Annotated in this window: 22 protein-coding genes; 20 read left to right on the forward strand and 2 right to left on the reverse strand. The window is 49.8% G+C overall.

The genetic code is table 11. From position 1 onward, the window contains the following. Positions 1–90 precede the first annotated feature (90 nt). The 9 genes from ACLIN2_RS09345 to ACLIN2_RS09385 all read left to right on the forward strand — a co-directional run bounded on the left by ACLIN2_RS09345 (position 91) and on the right by ACLIN2_RS09385 (position 9,528). Entirely contained in the window at positions 91–597 is a 507-nt protein-coding gene (locus ACLIN2_RS09345; protein ID WP_092276237.1) for a MogA/MoaB family molybdenum cofactor biosynthesis protein, read from the forward strand. 192 nt (positions 598–789) lie between these two features. Continuing rightward, complete coding sequence (locus ACLIN2_RS09350; protein ID WP_411503888.1) at positions 790–2,568, forward strand: B12-binding domain-containing radical SAM protein; 1,779 nt, start codon at positions 790–792, stop codon at positions 2,566–2,568. Positions 2,569–2,576: 8 nt separating this feature from the next. Beyond that, positions 2,577–3,236, forward strand: a complete 660-nt coding sequence (locus ACLIN2_RS09355; RefSeq protein ID WP_411504529.1) for a DNA alkylation repair protein — start codon at positions 2,577–2,579, stop codon at positions 3,234–3,236. 170 nt (positions 3,237–3,406) lie between these two features. Beyond that, a complete protein-coding gene (locus ACLIN2_RS09360; RefSeq protein ID WP_092275999.1) occupies positions 3,407–4,024 on the forward strand; it encodes a DedA family protein in 618 nt (205 codons plus the stop codon). A 7-nt stretch (positions 4,025–4,031) separates the two neighbouring features. Next, a complete protein-coding gene (locus ACLIN2_RS09365) occupies positions 4,032–4,388 on the forward strand; it encodes a DUF1294 domain-containing protein (protein ID WP_411503889.1) in 357 nt (118 codons plus the stop codon). 124 nt (positions 4,389–4,512) lie between these two features. Further along, a complete protein-coding gene (locus ACLIN2_RS09370) occupies positions 4,513–6,048 on the forward strand; it encodes a spore germination protein (RefSeq protein WP_411503890.1) in 1,536 nt (511 codons plus the stop codon). After that, a complete protein-coding gene (locus ACLIN2_RS09375) occupies positions 6,045–7,205 on the forward strand; it encodes a GerAB/ArcD/ProY family transporter (RefSeq protein WP_411503891.1) in 1,161 nt (386 codons plus the stop codon). Before ACLIN2_RS09370 ends, ACLIN2_RS09375 begins: the two co-directional genes overlap by 4 nt. After that, a complete protein-coding gene (locus tag ACLIN2_RS09380) occupies positions 7,198–8,364 on the forward strand; it encodes a Ger(x)C family spore germination protein (RefSeq protein WP_411503892.1) in 1,167 nt (388 codons plus the stop codon). Before ACLIN2_RS09375 ends, ACLIN2_RS09380 begins: the two co-directional genes overlap by 8 nt. Before the next feature lie 12 nt (positions 8,365–8,376). After that, entirely contained in the window at positions 8,377–9,528 is a 1,152-nt protein-coding gene (locus tag ACLIN2_RS09385) for a GerAB/ArcD/ProY family transporter (RefSeq protein ID WP_411503893.1), read from the forward strand. Between the two features lie 52 nt (positions 9,529–9,580). Here the strand turns inward: ACLIN2_RS09385 and sspI are convergent, their stop codons facing one another. Continuing rightward, positions 9,581–9,817 (reverse strand): small acid-soluble spore protein SspI, encoded by a 237-nt coding sequence (sspI, locus tag ACLIN2_RS09390; protein ID WP_092274345.1) that lies wholly within the window; start codon positions 9,815–9,817, stop codon positions 9,581–9,583. Between the two features lie 158 nt (positions 9,818–9,975). Between sspI and ACLIN2_RS09395 the strand changes: the two genes are divergently transcribed. From ACLIN2_RS09395 to ACLIN2_RS09405, 3 genes are all read left to right on the forward strand, one after another. Then, positions 9,976–10,629, forward strand: coding sequence for a potassium channel family protein (locus ACLIN2_RS09395; protein ID WP_092274342.1), 654 nt, complete (start codon positions 9,976–9,978; stop codon positions 10,627–10,629). Positions 10,630–10,633: 4 nt separating this feature from the next. Next, positions 10,634–11,461, forward strand: coding sequence for a TrmH family RNA methyltransferase (locus tag ACLIN2_RS09400; protein WP_411503894.1), 828 nt, complete (start codon positions 10,634–10,636; stop codon positions 11,459–11,461). 116 nt (positions 11,462–11,577) lie between these two features. Then, a protein-coding gene (locus ACLIN2_RS09405; protein ID WP_411504510.1) for an IS1182 family transposase occupies positions 11,578–12,929 on the forward strand; the annotation gives its coding sequence in 2 pieces (ribosomal slippage) (positions 11,578–12,145 and positions 12,145–12,929; 1,353 coding nt in all). A gap of 120 nt (positions 12,930–13,049) precedes the next feature. Here the strand turns inward: ACLIN2_RS09405 and ACLIN2_RS09410 are convergent. Continuing rightward, positions 13,050–13,760 (reverse strand): DUF2225 domain-containing protein, encoded by a 711-nt coding sequence (locus tag ACLIN2_RS09410; RefSeq protein WP_411503895.1) that lies wholly within the window; start codon positions 13,758–13,760, stop codon positions 13,050–13,052. Positions 13,761–14,305: 545 nt separating this feature from the next. Between ACLIN2_RS09410 and pheS the strand changes: the two genes are divergently transcribed. The 8 genes from pheS to ACLIN2_RS09450 all read left to right on the forward strand — a co-directional run bounded on the left by pheS (position 14,306) and on the right by ACLIN2_RS09450 (position 22,795). Next, positions 14,306–15,340 carry a phenylalanine--tRNA ligase subunit alpha gene (gene pheS / locus ACLIN2_RS09415; protein ID WP_122924655.1) on the forward strand — a complete coding sequence of 345 codons (1,035 nt, stop codon included), beginning with the start codon at positions 14,306–14,308 and terminating at the stop codon, positions 15,338–15,340. Between the two features lie 15 nt (positions 15,341–15,355). Next, positions 15,356–17,779, forward strand: coding sequence for a phenylalanine--tRNA ligase subunit beta (pheT, locus tag ACLIN2_RS09420; protein WP_411503896.1), 2,424 nt, complete (start codon positions 15,356–15,358; stop codon positions 17,777–17,779). An 80-nt stretch (positions 17,780–17,859) separates the two neighbouring features. Continuing rightward, complete coding sequence (zapA, locus tag ACLIN2_RS09425) at positions 17,860–18,135, forward strand: cell division protein ZapA (protein WP_092274322.1); 276 nt, start codon at positions 17,860–17,862, stop codon at positions 18,133–18,135. 551 nt (positions 18,136–18,686) lie between these two features. Then, positions 18,687–19,985 (forward strand): group II intron reverse transcriptase/maturase, encoded by a 1,299-nt coding sequence (gene ltrA / locus ACLIN2_RS09430; protein ID WP_411501843.1) that lies wholly within the window; start codon positions 18,687–18,689, stop codon positions 19,983–19,985. A gap of 242 nt (positions 19,986–20,227) precedes the next feature. Then, complete coding sequence (larE, locus tag ACLIN2_RS09435; RefSeq protein WP_400582398.1) at positions 20,228–21,073, forward strand: ATP-dependent sacrificial sulfur transferase LarE; 846 nt, start codon at positions 20,228–20,230, stop codon at positions 21,071–21,073. Next, positions 21,066–21,812: a nickel pincer cofactor biosynthesis protein LarB gene (larB, locus tag ACLIN2_RS09440; RefSeq protein ID WP_400582400.1), complete on the forward strand. Its 747-nt coding sequence runs from the start codon at positions 21,066–21,068 to the stop codon at positions 21,810–21,812. Before larE ends, larB begins: the two co-directional genes overlap by 8 nt. Positions 21,813–21,983: 171 nt before the next feature. Further along, positions 21,984–22,250 carry a VOC family protein gene (locus tag ACLIN2_RS09445; RefSeq protein WP_411504530.1) on the forward strand — a complete coding sequence of 89 codons (267 nt, stop codon included), beginning with the start codon at positions 21,984–21,986 and terminating at the stop codon, positions 22,248–22,250. 29 nt (positions 22,251–22,279) lie between these two features. After that, a complete protein-coding gene (locus tag ACLIN2_RS09450; RefSeq protein ID WP_411503897.1) occupies positions 22,280–22,795 on the forward strand; it encodes a DinB family protein in 516 nt (171 codons plus the stop codon). Positions 22,796–22,820 lie beyond the last annotated feature (25 nt).

The following is a 22,820-nucleotide window of genomic DNA, read 5'->3' on the forward strand; positions in this document are numbered from 1 at the left end:
GGTAGCGAACAATTAGAAAAACTCCCGTTGCCATTCGCGCGCATGGTATGATAATCAAAGAGATTACGGATGGGAGCTGACAAAGCGGACATGAGTACGCAGGAACATAAAGCACTATCGCCCAAGCAGGTAACGTGCATGGTCATCACTGTCTCTGATACGAGAACAGAGGAGACGGACAAAAGTGGTCAGCTGATGAAAGCGCTGCTTGAAGAAGCGGGAAATGCTGTCGCTCTGTATCAAATCGTCAAGGACGAGCCTACTGAAGTACGCGCTGCTATCGAGAGCGGCATGAATCATGCAGATGTACAAGTGATCTTGTTAAACGGTGGAACAGGTATCTCACCTCGCGACAACACGTTTGAGGCCGTTTCTGCTTTGCTGGAAAAAGAGCTGCCAGGCTTTGGCGAGCTGTTTCGGATGCTGAGTTACACCGAAGACATCGGACCTGCCGCAATGCTCAGCAGAGCGATCGCAGGAACGAGAGCCGGCAAGGCGATCTTTTCCACACCGGGATCGACGGGAGCCGTTCGATTGGCGATGAGCAAGCTGATCGTACCCGAGCTTGGGCATGTGGTACGAGAGCTGAACCGCTAAAAGATAGGGAGGGGGGCGACGTGGCGGTGCGCGCATGTTGCCCTTTTTTCATGCAGATGGTTCGCAGGAAGAGTGGACGGGATTTGCCGTATTCTGTCCGCTTATGGTACTGTTACCAAAGGAATATGACTCATGCAGTCAAAATACAAGTCAAGGCATGAGCCAGATCGTGCAAGGAGAGTAGACAGAAACATGAATATCTTGTTATCGACGTTAAATGCAAAGTTTATCCATTCTTCATTGGCCCTACGCTATTTGCGCAGCTATGCGCAGGCTTCCTTTCCAACAATTGAGCTGGTCGAATATACCATTAATGATGTGACGTTAAACATTGTGGCAGACATCTACAAGCGTGAGCCGGATGTAGTGGCGTTTTCCTGTTACATCTGGAATATCCGTGAAACGCTAGACGTTATTCGCAATCTGAAAAAGGTTTGCCCAGATGTACCTGTCATTTTAGGGGGACCTGAAGTCACGTACGACGCTGATTTTTGGATGAAAAAGCATCCGGAGATTGATGTCATTGCCATCGGTGAGGGGGAGCAGACCTTCCTGGAGCTGCTCCAGGCATATCAGGAGGCGAAAGTGACGGGACAGCCTCCGCGCTTGCGGGACGTAGCCGGGATCGCCTATCGGGACCAGGAGCACGTCCGTTTCTCCATGCCTCGTGCCCAGATCGAGGAGATGGATACCATTCCTTCTCCGTATCAGGATCATTTGGATGAGCTAAACAACCGGGTCGTGTATTTCGAAGCGTCCCGAGGCTGCCCGTTCAAATGTCAGTACTGCCTGTCGTCCATTGAAGACGGCGTTCGCTACTTCAGTCTGGAGAGGGTAAAGGAAGATTTGCTTCGCTTGATCAACCACGGGGTCAAGACGATCAAATTCGTTGACCGTACATTTAACATCAATAAAAAGTACGCATTGGAGATCTTTCAATTTTTAATCGACAATCACAACGGCACGGTTTTTCAATTTGAAATTACCGCCGATATTTTGCGTGCGGATGTCCTCGACTTCTTGACCGAGAATGCCCCACCGGGAGTTTTCCGTTTTGAGATCGGCGTACAGTCGACCAATGACGAGACGAACCGACTCGTTCAACGCATTCAGCGCTTTGACCGATTGTCTCGGACGGTTACACAGATCAAAAACTCCGGCAAAATCGATCAGCATCTGGACTTGATCGCCGGATTGCCGGAAGAAGACTATCAGTCCTTCCGAAAAACGTTCAACGATGTATTCGCCCTGCGGCCAGAAGAGCTCCAGCTGGGCTTTTTGAAAATGCTGCGCGGAACCGGTGTACGTGCGCGTGCAAAAGATCATGGCTACGTCTTCATGGATGAATCCCCGTATGAGATTCTCGGGAACAACATCCTGTCATTTGGCGACATGCAAAAAATCAAACGCGTAGAAGACGTACTTGAGAAATACTGGAATGCCCATCGGATGGACCATACGCTGGAATGGTTGCTGGAGCACGTGTTCGAATCGCCGTTCGACTTCTTCCAGTCATTTGGCGACTACTGGGAATCAAAAGGCTGGAGCCGGATTGGACACCAGCTGGAGGATCTGTTCACCCGCCTGCAAAGCTTTTTGCAAACGCAGCAGGTGGAGAAGCTCGAGCATGTCATCAGCCTGATGAAATTCGACTTCCTGCACAACCAGAAGCATCGACCGCGCAAGCTTTGGTGGGAAGATGTCATGGAGAAGCAGGAGATGCAGGCTACATTCTCGGCGGTCTTTGAACAGAGGGACCAGCTGCGGGAAGACTTCGCTCGCCATGCTTCCTTAGAAAAAGATTATTTCAAGCATACGCTCACAGCTAAAGTATCCTTTGACATTGATACCTGGATTAAAACCGGAGACGTGATCGAGGGAGACTATACACTGGTCGTCTACTATCCATACGTGGAGGGCGAGCACAATGCCTTTACGATGGTAGATGCCAATACGATTGCAAGCGCATGACAGCTATGATCCATCCATTTGTAGAGGAAGCTGTCCGTCTGTTCCAAGAGCATGCAAACCCGGAGCTTGCTGGGCCGATGAGAAAATATATGAAGGACCATTTTCCTTTCTTGGGGATCAAAGCTCCCGTGCGAAAAGAACTGAGCAAAAGACTGTTGAAAGAGCAGGGAATTCCGGACGACTGGGAGGCGGTCGTCCGGCAGCTTTGGACGATGCCAGAACGCGAGTTTCAATATGCGGCCATGGACCTGCTTGAAAAGGTGAAAAAAAAGCTCGAAGCGGGCCATTTGAGACTGGTGGAAGAGCTGATCACGACAAAATCCTGGTGGGACACCGTCGATTATTTGGCAGCTCATACCGTCGGGACTCTGTTTCGTCTGTTTCCTGCGCTGATCGCTCCGACAAATGAAAGATGGATCGCCAGCGGGAATCTGTGGCTGCAACGGACGACGATCCTGTTTCAGCTTTCTTACAAGGAAAGGACAGATCAGGAGCTGCTCTTCAGCAACATTCGAATTTATAAAGACTCCCAGGAATTTTTCATCCAAAAAGCGATAGGCTGGTCATTAAGGGAGTATGCAAAAACGGATGCCGATGCGGTGCTCCGTTTTGTCGAGCAGACGCCGCTGGCGAGTCTGAGCAGAAGAGAAGCGCTCAAGCATTTCTAGCTCGTAGACATATTTTCTTCCCTTGATAAAAAGAAGGCTTCTATTGCAAAATAGACGAGTACCTTTTTGGAGGATTGTTTCGTATTAGAAGGGGTAAAGATCGGAAGGACAATGATTCACATGCAATCCTAGAAACAGCCGCAAAGTGGCGAGGATAGGGGAATTTGCTCATGGAAATCAACCTGCTGATGTCAATCATAGAGCAATACGGTTACCTGGCCATTTTCTTCTTGCTCTGGCTGGGAATCGTAGGATTGCCAATTCCTGACGAGCTTGTTGTGGCGACAGGAGGATTTTTGGTATCGATTGGCCTGCTTGACCCGGTGTACTCTTTTTTGGCAGGGTATCTAGGTGTGGCCTCCGGATTGACAATAGGCTTTTTGCTTGGAAAATTTTTTGGCAAGCCTATCTTACAGTGGCTGTCGAAAAGCGAGAAAATGAGGCACGCCGTAGAACGCTCGACGGAGCTATTGCGAAAGTACGGGACTTCGGCGCTTTGTATTAGTTATTTGTTTCCAGTCGTACGACATGTCGTTCCTTATCTGGTAGCGATGGGGGGCATGACCTATCGCCGTTATGCCCTGCTCTCTTACCCGATCGGTTTGGTATGGACGATCGCGTTTTACCTGCTGGGATACGTGTTTGGGAACCACGTGGAGGCCATTGTAGTCATGATTCGTCATTACGGCTTCTACACGCTGCTCGTGTTGGTTGCCTTGCTCGTGATCGGCCTGGTCATTCGCAAATACGTCATGGGGAATCGGGCCTATCGGGCAAAAGGAGAGTAGGTAGGTCATGTTTCATAAGCAATTGCACACACATCGGAGAAACCGCAATCTCCTGCTTGCTGTAGGGTGGGTATTGGTAACCGCGGGCTGCGTCTCGTCGATCCTGTGGCTATGGGGAGCTGGCGGTTTGCTCCTGAATGGGTATGCGTATTATTTGATGGCAATCGACAAACGGCTCGCTCCCAAACGAAGCTTCCGAATTCCGGAGGCGAGTCTCTTTCTGACGGCGATCTTGGGTGGAGGAATAGGTGCCTTGATCGGGATGCTGACGCTTCGTCACAAGACAAAGCATATCTCGTTTATGATTGTCGTCCCTGTTTTCTGTATCTTGCAACTGTTCCTGCTTTTGCAGTCACTTACCTAGGAGAAAAGAAGGATTTCGCATGAATGGCGTGCGAGGTCCTTTTTTTATTGGGTTTTCATTTCCTTTCTTGGGCACACTATCCGTACATCTTTATCGAAAAGAGCGAATCAAAGGGGTGAGAGCGTTGAGCCAGTTTTGGAAGGCGTGGCAGAGACGGAAGGAAACCCTGCAGTCACAATCCTTGAATCTGCATGCGGATAAAAGTATGGAAAGCGTCTCTGACCTGATTCTTTGTGAAGATGTGAGTGAAAATGTTTCGCTCATTCGCGAGGAGCTTGGAAAATGCGACGATCTGGTCATTCGCCGATTTCAAAACAAAGATAATAAGGATTGCGCGATTTTTTTCCTGGATGGAATGGTTGACCGAAACATCATCAGCGACTTTATTATTCGCTATACGACGACGAAGGATGTCACCTATGAGGGACCGGCAACGAATGAGCTGGAAGCCACAGACAGTTTGAGGCAGGTCATTCGCAATATCTTGTCTGGTACGGCAGTTCTGTTGATTGATGGCAACAATCAGGCGTATCTCAATAATACGCGGGGCTGGGATCGACGCAGCGTAGAAGAGCCGCAGACAGAGTCCGTCGTGCGTGGGCCCCGTGACGGCTTTTGCGAGACACTCTGTGTCAATTCGGCCCTCATACGGTTTCGGCTGAAAGACCCGAATCTAAGAGTACGGCATTTGGTCGTAGGGCAGAGGACGCAAACCGATATCTACGTCATGTATATTGAGGGCTTGGCTCATCAGCCGATCGTCGAAGAAGTTATTAGCCGGATCGAAAAGGTCAATGTAGATGCTGTACTGGAGAGTGGTTATATCGAGCAAATGATTCAAGATCGCCGCTGGTCTCCTTTTCCTCAGATTCAAAATACCGAACGGCCTGACAAAGTCGTCGCCAATCTGTTGGAAGGAAAAGTGGGGATCTTGGTCGACGGGACTCCGTTCGGATTGATTGCGCCTGCTGTCTTTTCCCAGTTCTATCAAAGCCCGGAAGATTACTATGAACGGTTTTACATTGCGACATTGATCCGCTTCATCCGCGTCATCAGTATTTCCATTGCCTTGCTGCTGCCTTCGCTGTACATCGCGTTCAGCTCCTTTCATCCGGAGATGATCCCATCACGGCTTGTGATCGCGATGGCGGCCGGACGCTCCACTGTGCCGTTTCCCTCCCTCGTGGAAGCGCTATTCATGGAACTGGCGATTGAGATCCTGCGGGAGGCGAGTGTGCGCCTGCCGGGTCCGATTGGGCCTACTATTGGGATTGTCGGAGCTTTGGTGGTAGGGGAAGCGGCGGTTTCCGCGGGACTCGTCAGTCCAGTCATGGTTATTATCGTCGCTGTGACGACGATCGGTTCATTCGCGTCTCCAAGCTACAGTGCCGCGATTGCCATTCGCATGCTGCGTTTTCCAGTGATGCTTTTGGCGGGAATGTTCGGCTTGTACGGAATCATGCTGTTCCTGATTGTCATTCTCGTGCATCTTTCGTCTATCAAGTCGTTTGGTGTCCCGTATATGTCACCACTCAGTCCCTTGAATTTGCTCGGCATGCGCGATTTGTTCATACGCGCTCCGCATCATTTATTGAAAACGCGTCCTAGCATGTTTCATGTTCATGATAAAGTCCGGATACGAGAGGAGGATAAACCATGAGTCATAAGCAGGTGAGCCGCGATATCAATACCTTTTCGCTGTGGCAGCAAACCTCCCTGATTGCGAGCACGCTGATTGGAGTAGGTGTCTTGACGCTGCCGAGGACGACAAGCGCCAAGCTGTATGAGGCGGGGTGGATCGCTCCTCTTGTCGGTTCCTTTTGGGTCTTTTTGTCCGTATGGATGATCGCCAAATTGAGCAATCGATTCCCGGGGAAGACATTTATCGAATACAGTCCCATTGTTTGGGGTTCTCCAAAGAATCCGCGGCTGGGGAGATGGCTGAGTCTTCCCTGGGTGATCAGCTATTTGCTCTACCTGTATTTATCTACGGCTATTGTCGCCCGTGTATTCGGTGAGGTGGTCGTGACCTCTGTCCTCTTGGATACCCCGCTGGAGGTTATCATCATCACGATGTTTCTGCTCGCGCAAATGCTCTGTATGCATGAGGTCGATGTGCTTGCCCGCATTAACGAACTGCTGTTTCCTCTGATCTTGTTTCCTGTTCTTGTCATTGCGATAGCATCCTTTCAAAAAGCGGAGTGGAACAACATGCTCCCTTTGTATCGCGCGTCGGGAAAGGCTCTTTTTGAAGGAATCTATGAAACGGTTTACTCCTTTTCCGGCTATGAAATCATGTTGATTTTCTACGCGTACGCCCATGTCAACCAGAGTAAGGTGAAGGCGGGGTTTTATGGAATTGGCATTGCTACGTTTGTCTATACGCTCATTGTCTTGGCTGGCATCGTAGTATTTGGCTTTGAGGAGCTGCAGAGAGTCTCGTGGCCGACGCTGGAGCTTGTGAAAACGACTCAAGTCCCGGGCCTGATTCTGGAGCGTCTGGAATCCGCCTTTTTGGCCGTATGGGTAGCCGCCGTGTTCACTACGGTGGCTAATGTCTATTATGCCTTTGTGTACAGCTTGCGACAGCTGTTTAACAAAGGGATACAGTTCCAGCGAATTATCTCTGCCCTCCTTTTTGTTCCTCTTTTTTTTATTGCGCTGTGGCCGCAAAACATCGTCGATATTTTTCGTGCCAGCTCTTATTTAGGGATCTTTAGCCTTTACCTCAACCTGGGTATTCCGCTTCTCTATTTACTCGTAGTATTTGCTCGAGGAATGGGGAGCAAGGCGAAGGAGAGGAAAGCGGGTGGCTAAACACTGGTGCCGATTCGCTGTTCTTTTGGTTTTCGTGACGATGCTGACAGGCTGCTGGGATCGGAGGGAGCTGGAGGAGCGTACCTCTGTGTTAGCCGTCGCGGTCGATATTGTGGAGGGCAGAGAGGATCTGTATAAAATGACTGTCCAGATTCCCATTCCGATCAAGATCGCGGGGAGCAGTGGACAAGGCGGCGGAGGGAACTCGGACGCCGTCAAAATCATGAGCGTGACGGGCAGGACCGTGACAGATGCAGCAAATAACCTGCAGCTGCGGCTCAATCAAAAGCTGTTTCTCGGCCATACCCGCGTTCTTGCCATCAGTGAAGAGGTGGCAAAAAGAGGGATTCAGGACATCATGGACGGCTATCGCCGCGAACCGCAGATCCGCAGGCTGATGTGGCCGATCATTGTGAAGGGCGAGGCTGCCTCCCTTTTGAAAATCAAGCCGCAGCTGGCGCAAATCCCTGTGGTGTTTTTGATGGATCTCATCGAGAATGGCGCGAAGATGGGGACGATCCCGGATCAGACGTTAGGAGACTATTTTAATCAAACCTCGAACAAGTCGATGGAGCCGTTCCTCAATTACGTACAGGCTAGCGAGAGTGAAGTGAGATGGAAGGGCATAGCCGTCTTTCGTGGTCACAAAATGGTAGGTGCGATCAACGATATTCAATCCTGGTCCTTGCTGCAGCTGCGAAACAAACAGCGTGGAGGCGATGTCATTATCCCTCTCCCAGGCGAGCAAGGGGGCTTTGTAACGTTTCGCCCGCATTTTGTCAAGACCAAGTTAAAGCTAAATGACAGTCATTCTCTTGGCAATCAAAAGAAGTCAAACCATCAGCACTCAGCCACGTTTTATTGCGAGCTTCAGGGAGACATTGTTGAAGTAACCAAAGACCTGCATATCCCGCCAGAAGAATTCATCAAGAAAATGCAGACATTGATCAAGAAAGAAATGGAAAATCGGGCGAAAAAACTGTTCACCCAGCTGCAGAAGGACTACAACAGCGATATCTTGCGAATTGGACTCGCATTGCGTGCCCATCATTACCGCGATTATTGGGAAAAACACGATTGGAAAAAGGAATTTAAAGACTTTCCGGTCGAGGCTGTCTATACCATCAAGATTCGCCGGTTGGGTATGGAAATGCAATAGGAGCGAGAGAGAATGAAAAGTCAACGGAGAGTCGTCAGCACCTGGCAACTAATCAGTTTTATGATTAGCTCGATGATTGGGGTCGGGATCTTATCGATGCCTCGCACAGCCAGTGAAACTTTAAATGAAATGGGATGGATGGGGCCGATCGTTGGGGGGCTCATCGCGATGCTGCCGTTGCTTGGGATGGTGTACTTAAGCAAGGAGTATCCCGGACTTACCTTTATTGAGTACAGCCCATTGATTCTATGTGGAGAGAAGCACGTCAAATGGGGGAAAATTCTCTGCATCCCGTGGTTCTTCATCTTCTTCTCGTTCCAATTCCTAAATGCAGGGATGGTTGCCAGGGGGTTCGGAGAAGTCGTTGTGACAGCAGTTCTCTTGGAAACGCCGTTGGAAGCCATCCTGATCACCCTATTTTTGATCGTATTGTTTCTCTGTATGCATGAAGTGGATGTCCTAGTTCGCGTCAACGAGCTCCTGTTTCCCATCATGCTCATCCCGGTTTTCCTGATTCCTTATGTCTCCTTAACAAGCGCGGATTGGAACAATTTGCTGCCGCTGCATCTGGATTCGTTCGAGGCGCTCGTTGAAACCGGAATCAATACCTTCTCGCTCTATACCGGATATGAGCTGTTGATGATCTTTTTTGGTTTGGCGATGCCTGGAGCAAAAATCGGACTGGCTACCTGGATTGGACTCGTATTCACAATAGTTTCTTACGCACTGACGGCAGTAGCGGGCATCGTCGTGTTTGGCTATGAAGAATTGCAAAACATGATCTGGCCGACACTGGAGCTGGTCAAGACCGCAACCCGCACCGGATGGTTTCTGGAGCGGCTGGAATCTGCGTTTCTGGCGATCTGGGTCGCATCGGTGTTTACGACGTTGGGGAATATGTTTTATTCCACGGTGTACGGGATCCGATTGTTACTGGGGAAAAGCATTCGGTTTCAGCGAATTCTTTCGTTCGTGCTACTCATTCCTTTGCTGTACGTCACGCTTTTACCGCAGAGCATTGTGGAGTTCTTTGCCTATGCCAGGTACCTGACCTATTATGGATATATCAGCACGGTGCTGATTCCTGTGCTTTTAGCGATCATTCATTGGCTGCGAAAGAAGACTTTCGATGAGACGCAAGACAGCAAAAAGGGAGTGACATAATTCGTCGCTCCCTTTTTGGTAGAAGCTGCCAACGCAAGCGGTCAGCGCTTTTTTACATCGGTTTTTCTGTCTGCTCCGGCAAGTGACCAGCGATTGTTTCCACCATATCTTGGCGGGATGAGGTATCGCTGTTTTGCCACAGAACTTCAAACAGGACGCCCAGCCCAGGAAGAGTCTTTTCCTGACCGCTGGAAATGGCATCGGTGATCGTCTCTTCTACCGCTGATGCATCTGAACCCTGCATTTTGTACATGATGGCTTGACGAAGATTGAGCGAGGCAATGTTCATGACGGACCGCACACCTCTCTTGGGGAAAATGAAATCGCACTTAGTATTTGTCCCACAGCCATGCCTCATACGTCTTTTGTAGGTGGGGACAGGGTTGTGTTATAATGCAAGGTATTGGAAAAAGCCGCTAGGTGAGCGGCGTGGAGGAGTAGATCAGGATGTCAAAGCAATTTGCCATTATTGGAATGGGACGCTTTGGTTCCAGTGTTGCCCGGACCTTGTACGAAATGGATTACGAGGTTATGGGGATCGATGAAAATGAGGAACGCATTAACGAAAACATTCAGTACGTTACCCATGCAGTCGCAGCTGATTCGACAGATGAGCGGGCTTTAAAGGAAATCGGTATCCGTAACTTTGATGTCGTGGTGGTTGCCATCGGCGTGGATATACAAGCGAGTATCCTTACTGTGCTGACGTTAAAGGAGCTTGGCGTGAAAAAAATCGTAGCCAAGGCGCAAAACGAACGGCATGGACAGGTTCTGTACAAGGTTGGGGCAGATCGAGTCGTCTTTCCAGAACGAGACATGGGAGTGCGGGTCGCCCATAATCTTATCTCGGCTAACGTCTTGGACTTTATCGAGCTGGCAGACGATTACAGCGTAGCGGAGGTCGTCGTATCCTCCAAGTTTGTGGGAAAGGATCTGCGTCAGCTGGACATCCGGAAGAATTACAGGGTTAACGTAATCGCCATCAAGAGTGGTGACAAATTCAACATCGCACCAAATCCAGAAGAAGTGATCCAATACGGGGATGTCCTCGTCGTTATCGGGAACAACAAGGATTTGAAGGCATTTGAGGAGCGGGCATAGAAACATGGCACAGGAAAGCATTACGTCGGTACAAAATCCGCAGATCAAGCGGCTGCATCAATTGCTGGAGAAAAAAGGGAGAGAAGCACAGGGCCGTTTTCTCGTGGAAGGAGCGCATCTGGTTGAAGAGGCGCTGAAGAGCGGAGCTGAGGTGCTGACGATTTTGTATGACAGTGAGCGGGATATGGACGCGGTCTGTAGACAAGCTTTGAACAACCATCCGCACAGCGTACAGGTGATTGCCGCTTCCGCTGCCGTATTGGCGAAGCTTTCGGAAACGAAATCCCCGCAAGGAATTGTGGCGGAAGTAAAAAAGAAGCAGTTCAACTGGGATGACTGGATGACGGAAAAGGCGGCAGGGCAAGAGGGGATGCTGCTGTTGCTGCTCGATGAAATCCAGGATCCGGGCAATCTGGGGACGATCTTGCGCACGGCGGAAGCTGCGGGAGTCGATGGCGTCGTTTTAGGAAAAGGCAGTGTCGATCTGTACAATGGGAAAGTGATGCGTTCGACGATGGGGGCATTATTCAGGCTGCCGGTGTTCACGCGTTCCTTGCCTGAAGTAGCCGATGAGTGGCAGGCGCAGGGCGGGCAGCTGCTCGTATCGACCCTCCATGAGCAAAGTATTTCATACGATGCCGTTCCCTACGCACCAAAAGCAGCTATCGTGATTGGCAATGAAGGACGAGGTGTATCTGCCGCAATGGTAGAGCGGGCGGATTACCTGGTCCACATCCCAATTTACGGACGAGCGGAATCATTGAATGCCGCTGTGGCAGCGGGTGTGTTTGTGTATGAGGCCCAGCGAAAAAGAAAAGATCGGCTCATTTAGCCGATCTTTTCAGGCTGTCGATAAAGTCGGCAGCCTTTCTTAATACCTAAAAATTTCAATACGACTCCGCGTTAATGTGTTATAATATAAGTATACTATAACTGTAGGTGATCGTAATGTTACGTTCAAATAAAGATAAACAAACCGCATACGAATTTGTTTCGATTGAGCAACTCGTCCCCCAAGACCACATGCTCCGTAAAATAGATAAATACATCGACTTTTCATTTATCCTTGAAAAAGTTCGGCCCTATTATTGCGAGGATAATGGGCGCCCTGCCATTGATCCATTGGTTTTATTTAAAATGATCTTTTTGGGATACTTTTACGGCATTCGCTCGGAAAGGCGTCTTGAGCAAGAAATCCAAACCAATGTGGCCTATCGTTGGTTTCTTGGATTGGGTTTGACGGACCGGGTGCCTGATCACAGTACCATCAGTTTAAACCGTCGTGTTCGCTTTAAAGATTCCACTATCTTTCAAGACATTTTTGATGAAATCGTTCTTCAAGCCATTGGTCACAGAATGGTGGGAGGGCGGATGCTTATTTCTGACTCTACGCATGTAAAAGCCAACGCAAACAAGAATAAATACACGAAAGAGCAGGTATTACAAAACACCAAAAGCTATATGGATGAACTGAATGCTGCTGTGGAAATCGATCGGAAGAACAACGGAAAAAAGCTCTAAAACCTGAGAAAGAAGTGGTTGAACAAAAAGAAGTAAAAGTGAGCACAACAGATCCAGATAGCGGTTATATGGTGAGAGAGGGTAAGCCCGAAGGATTTTTTTATCTGGATCATCGCACAGTGGATGCAAAATACAATCTCATAACGGATGTCTATGTTACACCAGGAAACGTACATGATTCGATCCCTTATCTTGATCGCCTAGAACGCCAAACCGAGCGGTTTGGCTTTAAAGTAGAAGCTGTTGCTTTAGATTCTGGCTATTTAACAAACCCGATTTGCAACAAGTTAAAAGAGAAAAACATTTTTGCCGTTATTGCACACCGTAGGTACCATCCGACTCAAGGCTTATTTCACAAGTGGCAGTTTACATACAACTCCGAAACGAATAGTTATTTGTGCCCTCAGAATCATGAACTGCCATACAGCACTACGGACCGCAAAGGGTACCGTCATTACAAATCAAACCCGGAGGTTTGTAAAACCTGCCCTTTCCTCTCGAAATGCACCCGATCGAAGAACCACCGCAAAGTGGTCACTAGACATGTCTGGGAAGACAGCAAGGATTGGGTGCGTACAAACCGACTAAGTAAATCAGGGAAAAAGCTCTACAAAAGAAGAAGAGAAACGATTGAGCGAAGCTTCGCGGATGCCAAACAGCTCCACGGGTTTCGCTATTGCCGTTTGCGAGGGTTGCACAACGTCAGTGAACAGGCACTGATGACCGCAGCGGTACAGAACATGAAAAAGATTGCCCTCCACCTTGCGAAGCAGGGGTAAAATGGAGGGCAATCCTTTTTTCTCAAGAACAAAGTAACTTTTTTCCACTGAACCAACTAGAAGCAAGAAAGCCCTGCTTAAAAGCAAGGCTTTCTCAACAATCTGAAAAGATCGGCTCATTTAGCCGATCTTTTGCTTTTCTTTATATTCTTCGCGAGCCAGCTGCCATTGATCCTGGGCCATGCGGATAATCCCGCTTTCCATGGTCGTATTTCGAAAGGCGAGAGCTTTGCCGAAGTATTTGATGGCGAGATCAAATTTTTTCAGACGGCGATACAGCTCACCGATCAAGTACAAGAGGCGAACCTCGGACATTTCCTTGTCTCCCTGCGTATAGTCGGAGTGTATGTAAGACAGTTCGTACTCATCGACGGCCATACCCAGAAAGCGCAGCTCTTCCTCTGTTTTCTCCAGGGAGCGGTACAGCCAAGCCAGCCTCAGGTATAGACCTGCTTTCACGGAATGGGGCTGATCGGTTATTTCTGCCGCGTATATCGCGAGCTTGTAGCTGACGATCGCTTCCGGGACTTGCCGGATCGAACCAAAGTCTTTTGGAGTCCATTTCGACGAGATCTGCTCTTCCACCGCTTGCTTTTCCCATGGGCTGAGCTTGGGCTTGAACTGGTCCGTGAAGGCAAAGCCGCATGCCGGGCAAACGTTTACCGTATAGAGAATGGGATTGAGTGACTGCTCCTTGAAACGGGTATAAAAATCAGAATCGCGATGTGCCATTGCGAGCGAACCGCCGCGAATTCGCTTGGTTGAAAAGGGAGTCTGGCAGTGCCGGCATGTGCAAGACCTGTCGTATAATGCGGAAACCTTATCGATCATGGCAAAAGTCCCCTTTCTCTTATAAAAATCGATCGGTCTGGAAATGCTGATCTATATGTACGATTTGTGCAATTGAAAGTTTGCTTTTCTTACGCTATAATTTCCCTACGTCTAATTATAACGTAAAGCCATGACGGAGAATAGTACGCAGGTCCTACATGTTTTCAGGGAGAGGATGCCACAGACTGAGAGCATCTTTAGCACTGTAGCTGCCGAATTCACTCCATAGCCGCACTCTGAACCGTTTTTACGCAGTAGGAGCCAGCCGGGTCACGCCCGTTACCAGTGGTCTTGAGTGAGACAATAGTCACGCCGGAAAGTAGGCTTGTGGACTTGTCTAACAAGGGTGGTACCGCGAGAAAAAAAGTAACTCGTCCCTTTTGAGGGGCGGGTTTTTCTTTTTTTTCAACGTATAGGAATTATAAGCGTTACGCTTATGAATTCCGGAGCGCATGGAAACTTACCGCAAAAACGCGGTCGCTCCTCCTTGAATAGGCCTCGATAAAGGGTTTACTTACCAAAAACCAATAAAGGAGCGATACGAAGTGCAAACTCGGTTGCAAGAGATGAAAGACGCCGCACTGGGCCAGATTGGCCAAGTGACGGAAAGTGCACAACTTCAGGAATTGCGAGTCAAGTACTTGGGGAAAAAAGGGGAGCTGACAGAGCTTTTGCGCGGCATGGGAAGCCTCTCCGCAGAAGAGCGTCCACTGGTAGGCCAACTGGTCAATGAAGTGCGAGAAGCGCTGGAGTCTGCTTTTTCTGGTAAACAGCAGCAGCTCGAAGAAGCGGCATTGAACGCAAAGCTTACGTCGCAGACAGTAGACGTGACCCTGCCAGGCCGTCCTGTTCCAGCAGGAAGCATGCATCCGCTATCCCGCATCATTGAAGAAATTGAAGACATTTTCGTGGGGCTGGGCTTTGAGGTAGCAGAGGGTCCAGAGGTGGAGATGGATCACTTCAACTTCGAAATGCTCAACCTGCCAAAGGACCACCCGGCACGTGACATGCAAGATACATTCTACGTGACCGATGAGATCCTGCTGCGTACGCATACCTCCCCTGTACAGGCGCGTACGATGTTGAAAAAAGAAGGCAAAACACCGGTGAAAATCATCTGCCCGGGTAAAGTGTTCCGCCGTGATGATGACGACGCGACTCACTCCCATCAATTCACGCAGATCGAGGGTCTGGTCATCGATAAAAACATCGGGATGAGTGATTTGAAAGGCATTTTGCTGACTTTCGCTCGCCAAATGTTCGGTGAGAATCAGCAGGTTCGTCTGCGTCCGAGCTTCTTCCCGTTCACAGAGCCTAGCGCAGAGGTTGACCTACAGTGCTTCAACTGTGGAGGACATGGCTGCCGCGTTTGTAAGCAAACAGGCTGGATCGAGATCCTCGGCTCCGGTATGGTCCACCCGCGCGTATTGGAGATGGCGGGCTACAACCCGGAAGAAGTGAGCGGCTTTGCATTCGGTATGGGTGTAGAACGCATCGCGATGCTGAAATACGGCGTAGAAGACATTCGCCATTTTTATACAAACGACGTTCGTTTCTTGCGTCAGTTCAATCGAGAGTAGAGAGGAGAGGCAAAGATGAAGGTATCATACCAATGGTTATCGGAATACGTGGATCTGAGTGATTGCACGCCTCAAGAGCTGGCGGAAAAGCTGACTCGCAGTGGGGTAGAGGTAGATGCAGTTGAATCGCGCAATGCTGGCGTTTCTGGCTGTGTGATCGGTTATGTGAAGGAGCGCAGCAAGCACCCGGATGCGGACCGCTTGAACGTATGTATCGTAGATGCCGGCCAAGAGCAGGACCTGCAAATCGTTTGCGGTGCGCCAAACGTAGACAAAGGACAAAAGGTAATCGTAGCCCTGATCGGTGCCAAACTGCCAGGCGGCTTGAGCATCAAGCGCTCGAAACTGCGCGGAGTAGAATCTCAAGGGATGATTTGCTCGGCAAAAGAACTGGGTCTCAACGACAAGCTGCTGGCAAAAGATCAGCAAGAAGGCATCATGGTCCTGCCAGAAGATGCGGAAATCGGAATGGATGCCGTATCTTATCTGGGACTGGACGATTCTATTCTGGAGCTGGGCCTCACGCCAAACCGCTCCGATTGCTTGAGCATGCTGGGTGTTGCCTATGAGGTAGGTGCGATCTTAGGAAAAGAAGTGCTGCTGCCGCAAATCGACCTCGTAGAAAGCGACGAGCAAAATCCGCTTCGCGTGAAAATCGATGCGAGTGCAGAGTGCTACCAATACCATGGACGTCATTTCAAGAACGCGAAGATTGCAAGCTCCCCGCAATGGATGAAAAACCGTCTGATGGCCGCGGGGGTACGCCCAATCAACAACGTGGTGGACGTAACCAACTACGTTCTGCTCGAATACGGTCAGCCTCTCCATGCTTTCGACGCGGGACAGGTAGCGGATCGTTCCATCATCGTACGTCTTGCACAGGAAGGCGAAACGCTTGTGACGCTGGACGATCAGGAGCGCAAGCTGGACGCGCAAACCCTGTTGATCACTGATCCCACCAAAGGCTTGGCGATCGCTGGGGTAATGGGTGGAGCCAACTCCGAGATCACAGGCGAAACGACCGAGATCATTTTGGAGGCAGCCTGGTTCACGCCGAAAACCGTTCGTCGCACAGCACGTTTGCTCGGGATGCGCACAGAGGGCTGCGTTCGCTGGGAAAAAGGCGTAGACCAGAAGCGTGTACAGGAAGCGGGTGAGCGTGCAGCTTCCCTGATTCAAAAGCTGTCCGGTGCAACTATTTCCAAAGGAATTGCGTCTGCAGTTGAAAAGGAACCGCAAGCTGCCGTGGTTAGCGTTACTTTGGCAAAAATCAATCAGCATCTGGGGACATCGATGGTTGCCTCTGAGGTATCGCCTATCTTTGATCGTCTGCAGTTCCCTTATGAGACAGCAAACGACAGCTGGACGGTAACCGTGCCAACCCGCCGTGGCGACATCACCCTGCCGGAGGACCTGGTAGAGGAAGTGGCTCGCTTGTACGGCTACGACAACATCCCGACTAGCTTGCCGAGCGGAGTGACCAGTCAAGGCTTCCTGACACCTGAGCAGCAGCTGCGCCGTACCATTCGCCGCCATTTGATCGGAGTCGGACTGAACGAAGCGATCTCTTACGCACTGCTGCATCCAGACCGCGTAGAGGATGCGGCAGGCTTGCATCAGGAGCAGGTAAAACCGGTTGCTCTGCTCATGCCAATGAGCGAAGAGCGCAGCGTCTTGCGCACGAGCTTGATTCCAAGCTTGCTGGAGACGATCGCCTATAACAAAAACCGCCAAAACCACGATGTAGGGATCTTTGAACTGGGTCGAGTATTCCTTAGCACAGAAGAAACACTAACACAGTTGCCAGAAGAGCGTCTGTATGTCGGTGGTGCCGTGACAGGCCAATGGATTCCTCAAAACTGGATGGGTGCAAAACAGGCGGTAGATTTTTATCAGGCTAAAGGGATTGTAGATTCTCTCTTGGCGCGCCTCGGTATCCAAAATGTGCAATACAAAGCTGTATCTGATCTGAAGGGCACGCATCCAGGCCGTACGGCAGAAGTGTGGGCGCAGGAGCTTCGTTTGGGCTATGTGGGTCAAACCCATCCAGGTACGGAAAAGGCGTACGATCTGAACGAAACGTACGTATTCCAGCTGGATGTAGCGAAACTGGTTGAGGCCGCAACAGGTATGGGCTTCTATAACCAGCTTCCAAAATTCCCGGCTGTGACCCGTGACCTTGCTCTTGTCGTAGATCGCACTGTTCCAGCAGGTGCGCTGGAAGCGACAATCCGCGAGGCGGCAGGGGAGCTGCTCGAGTCCGTGACCTTGTTCGACGTATACACAGGCGAGCGGATTGCTTCGGATAAGAAAAGTATGGCGTTTGCTTTGGTTCTGCGCAATGCAGAGCGTACTCTCCAGGATGAAGAGATCCAGCAGGTGACGAATGCTGTTATCGAAGCTCTGAAAGTCAATACAGGTGCTGAGCTTCGCATGTAAGATAGCTTGACGAAATCTGACATTTTCAGTAACCTAAAATGGAAAAGTAGAGCAAAGGTCGCAGTAGGGAGGAACCCCTCGTGCAAGGTGATGGGAAAAATCGTTTGACGGTGGATATCTTTGGCCAACAATACCGGCTCAGTGGGAAAGCTAGTGTCAATCACATACGCATGGTGGCCGGTTTCGTTGATGATAAGATGAACGAAATCGCCAACGGTAACCATCGTTTGGACACGGCCAAAATCGCCGTACTTTCGGCAGTCAATATTGCGGATGAATACTTCCGCCTGCGTCAGGAGTACGAAGAGCTGCTGAAGATTCTTCAGGAAGATGCAAATGGAAAAGAGATAGACTAAAAGAGGGGCAGCTGCCCCTCTTTTCACGTTGTCTGCGCGCCCAGCAAGCCGTTAATTGCTAGTCGGTGAAAGTCCGACCGAGGTAAGAGCCAAGTCGCCTCGTAGCTGACAGGCAACTGGTGGAGAGATCCTAAGGTTGAAGCCCTGTGACAAAGTAACTCCGACAGGAGTGCGAGCAAATCAGCAGACCGTAACATAAAGTGAATCCTGCCGCTTCGTTAAAAGAGACCATCGGAAGATGGACAAGGGGGAGACGAGCCTTGGGATATTGGGCGAAGTCCATGGAAGGTGTGTAGCACTTGGAATGCAGCACCCAGGAACCTCCCGGAGTATGGGGAGCGGTATGTTGAGAAAGTAGCTAACGGAACTGGGGAGACCCTCCCCTGCACGCTCCGTTGGAGCGTAAAGCGGAATCCTATAACCGAAAGGGAAATGGAGGACGGCAGGAAGGGAGTCGGAGGGGTTCATAGTACCGATGAAGTAGAGACAACAAAACTCTATGGAGAGAAGGAGCCCTGCTTTGTTCAAGAGTTGAAAGGAGGTAAGAGTGAGTGAATGCAAGTAAACTTGCTAACTACACCGATGCAAAAGCTCGACAACTTTGGACAACTCTATATCTTTGTGCCAAGGAAAAGCCAAAACGGCGGTTTCATGCTCTGTACGACAAAGTATACAGACCAGACATTCTTGCAGAAGCTTGGCGTAGAGTACGAGCCAATAAAGGAAGTGGCGGAGTGGATGGTCAAACGATAGATAAGATTGTGCATGAGTATGGAGAGAGTAAATTCCTTAATGAAATTTATCTCGACCTAAAGAGAAATCAGTATCATCCAGCACCGGTACGGCGTACTTACATTCCGAAAGCGGATGGGAAACAAAGACCACTCGGAATCCCAACTATTCGAGACAGGGTTGTTCAGATGGCGACAAAGATGGTCATTGAGCCAGTCTTTGAAGCGGACTTTAAAGATTGCTCATACGGATTTCGCCCAAAACGTAACGCTCATCAAGCGATTGCACAAATCAGGAAAGCAAGTAAAAATGCTTACTGGGTGGTTGATGCAGACATCAAAGGGTACTTTGACAACATCAATCAGGAGAAGCTGATGAAGTTAGTTGAGCAGAGGATTTCTGACCGTAGGGTACTAAAGCTGATTCGGAACTGGCTACAAGCAGGCGTGATGGAAGATGTACAGTTTCATGACACCGAATTGGGTACTCCGCAAGGAGGAGTCATTTCCCCACTGTTAGCCAACATCTATCTCAACTACATGGATACGGTATGGGGAAAGCAATTTGCCCATTTGGGAAAACTGATTCGATATGCCGATGACTTCGTCATCATGTGCAAAACGAAAAAGGATGCCATGGAAAGTATTCAGGTCATTAAAGCTATTATGGACAAATTGGATCTTGCACTTAGTAAGGACAAGTCTCGACTGGTCAACATCTGGGATAATACTTCGGGCTTTGATTTCCTTGGTCTACATCACCGGAAATTTCCGGTCCTTAACAAGGGCGGATCGAAGGTGTTTGTCATGTCCCATATTCCGAGTAAGAAAGCTATGAAGGAAATGCGCCGGAAAATAAAAGTGTATACCGAACCTCGCAGCAAGTTGTATTGGTCGTTAACGGAGTTAGTACAGGGGCTAAATCGAAAACTTCAAGGCTTCAAGAACTACTACTCGCTATCGCCAATAGCTGCAAGATGGTTAAATCGGATTGACTGGTATGTTATTGAAAGGCTTACCCTTTTCGTTAACAAGAAAAGGAATGTGCGAAAGAAACACTCGTGGGAAGGAAAAGTCATTAAAGATACTCAAGGAATACTTGTGAAACTTGCCGGATAAGCAGTGCCGAATGCCAAAGAAAGAAGAACATCGGAAAGCCGTATGAGGGAAAACCTCACGTACGGTTTGATGAGGGGGAGCTGAAACAAGTAAGGCGACCTCAAGGTCGCCCGAAAGTTTCAGTTTTCTACTCTACAGTAAGAATTTATAAAATTATTAGCCAGTATAAATGCAACTAAGGCTCCACCACAAAAGCTTGGCGGAGCCAAGTTTTCTAATAAGAAAACAGGGGAGACGGAGGGATGAGCGTGCTTGCGAATGAAGCATTGGCGGAAAAAGACGAAAAGCTTGGACGTATTTTGCGTGAGATGAAGGCTGTCTTGATCGCATTCTCTGGCGGCGTTGACAGCACCTTTTTGCTGGCGAGAGCCGTACAAGAGCTCGGCGAATCAGCGATTGCGGTTACCGCTGCATCCGAGACCTTTCCGACAAGGGAATTCGAAGCAGCCAAACAGCTTGCAGCGCAGCTGGGTGCACGGTTTATGACCACGGAAATACGCGAAATGGAAAATCTGAATTTTGTCTCAAATCCAGTAAATCGCTGCTTTTTTTGCAAAGACGGTTTGTACGAACACCTGGGAAAAATGGCGGAGGAAAACGATTGGCAGGCGATCATTTGCGATGGAGCAAACATGGATGATCAGGGGGATTATCGCCCAGGCCGGGTCGCTGCTGCACAAAGGGGAGTAAGAAGCCCGCTGCAGGAGGCAGGATTTTATAAGGAAGACATCCGCACGCTTTCCAAGGTAATGGGCTTATCCACTTGGAACAAGCCGTCTTTTGCTTGTTTGTCCTCCAGAATACCCTATGGCTCTCACATCACCTTGGAAAAAATTGATCAAATCGACAAGGCTGAGGGCTATTTGCTCAGTCTCGGATTTCATCAGGTGCGGGTCCGCCATCACGATACGATTGCGAGGATTGAAGTTGCCCCGGATGATTTTAGCCGCTTGCTGTCTCATCATGCACAAATAAACAAGGTTCTGCGAGATATCGGTTTTTCCTACGTGACGCTGGATTTGTTTGGCTACCAGACAGGTAGTATGAACGCTGTATTGGGATCGGACGTGAAAAAACAGCATGGCTGATGTGAAGCGGATTTTGCAGGAAGTGCAGGCTGGCCGTCTGGATATTGAGCGGGCGAGTGAGCTTTTGCAAGCAGCGGGAAAGCTTGATTACGCTACATTGGACTTAGAGCGTGCCGAGCGAACCGGATTTCCTGAAGTGGTGTACGGGGCTGGGAAAAGTGTGGAGCAGCTGATCGGGATCATGGAGCGGCTGCGCGAACATCAGGAGCTGGTGCTGGTGACGAGAGTGAACGATAACCAGGCACAGCATGTCCAGGAGCGTTGGCCAGACATTCAGTATGAAAAGGAGGCTGCTCTGCTCATTTCCAGTCGAGAACGGCTAAAGCCCGTGCGCGAAGGTTATGTGGCAGTGGTGGCTGCAGGAACGTCTGATTGGTCAGTGGCGCAAGAAGCTGCCTGGACCGTACGCTGCTTTGGCAGTGAAGCGAGAGTCATCGCAGATGTAGGAGTGGCAGGCATTCACCGCTTGTTCGAGCGATTGGAGGAAATCAGGGGAGCGTCCGTGGTCGTCTGTGTGGCCGGCATGGAAGGTGCGCTTGCCAGTGTGCTCGCGGGGCTGGTGGATATCCCGGTAATTGCAGTGCCGACCAGCGTTGGCTACGGAGCAAACTTCGGCGGCGTTTCTGCTTTGCTGTCCATGCTCAATTCGTGCGCTACCGGAGTGGCTGTCGTCAACATTGACAATGGCTTTGGCGCCGGCTACATGGCGGGAATGATACATAGATGCTCGACGAAATAAAGCTTTAGACTGGGAAATTTAGTTGTAGACACGGAAAGTATAGGATTAGACTGGCGTGGGCGTTAACGAGCAGTTACGCGCAATTCGCGCGACGTGCGCAGCCTCCCTATTCACATTGACAATGGAACTGGCAATTCGTATGATCAAATTTAGAATTGTAAAAAATTGAAAATGGGGTCGTGTGCAGATGGCGACAGCCGATTGGGTAAACAAAATTACCGAAATCACAAGATTGAGCCCGCGAAGGTTGGTCACGGCGGAGATGGCGCGCGGTTTCAGTTCACGATCCAAGTGCCGGACGTTGACCGGGTATGCGATGAGCTGGAAGCGCGGGGCGTTACGTTATTGAACGGACCGATAACGCGTTCCTGGGGGCGGCGGACGGCTTGTTTAGCTGATCCGGACGGGCATGTGTGGGAGATCGCGCAGGTACTGTAATGAATTGAAATAGCAGGGAGAGGATCTGGATGTTGAATAATTCTTCGGCTATTATCGAGCAATACATAAGGGAACTGGACAGATATTCGATAGAACAGCTGCGATTTAATTCCGACGAAGACGTATGGTCGGTCGGACAAATGTATATTCACGTGATCGATGTGGCGAAAGAGTACATCGGGCATATTGAAACATGTACCAAGGCAACAAACGAAGAGCCTGGAGGCAAGACGGAAGTCGGAACAAAGGCACTTGCCGAAAAAGAGTGGCCCAACATCAGTGTGAAGCTTGAGCAACCGCCAAACGCGACAAAAAACCCCGAAAGCAAGGATGAGATCATAGCCGGCCTGGAACAGGTGATAGAGAAGTTAGCCCACTGGGAGTGTCGTGTAGATGAGGCAAATCCGGAATGCAAGGTGCGCCATGGCTGGTTTGGTTGGCTCAACGCGCGTGATTGGTTTGAGATGGTTGGTATGCACAGCAGGCACCATTTGCGCCAGAAGGCGAAGCTGGACGAGAAGCTGGCGGAGGCAGGCATAAGCTAGCCCGATTTTCTATAACTTTTTACTG

The organism is Brevibacillus centrosporus, assembly GCF_046622605.1.
Classification (GTDB): domain Bacteria; phylum Bacillota; class Bacilli; order Brevibacillales; family Brevibacillaceae; genus Brevibacillus; species Brevibacillus centrosporus.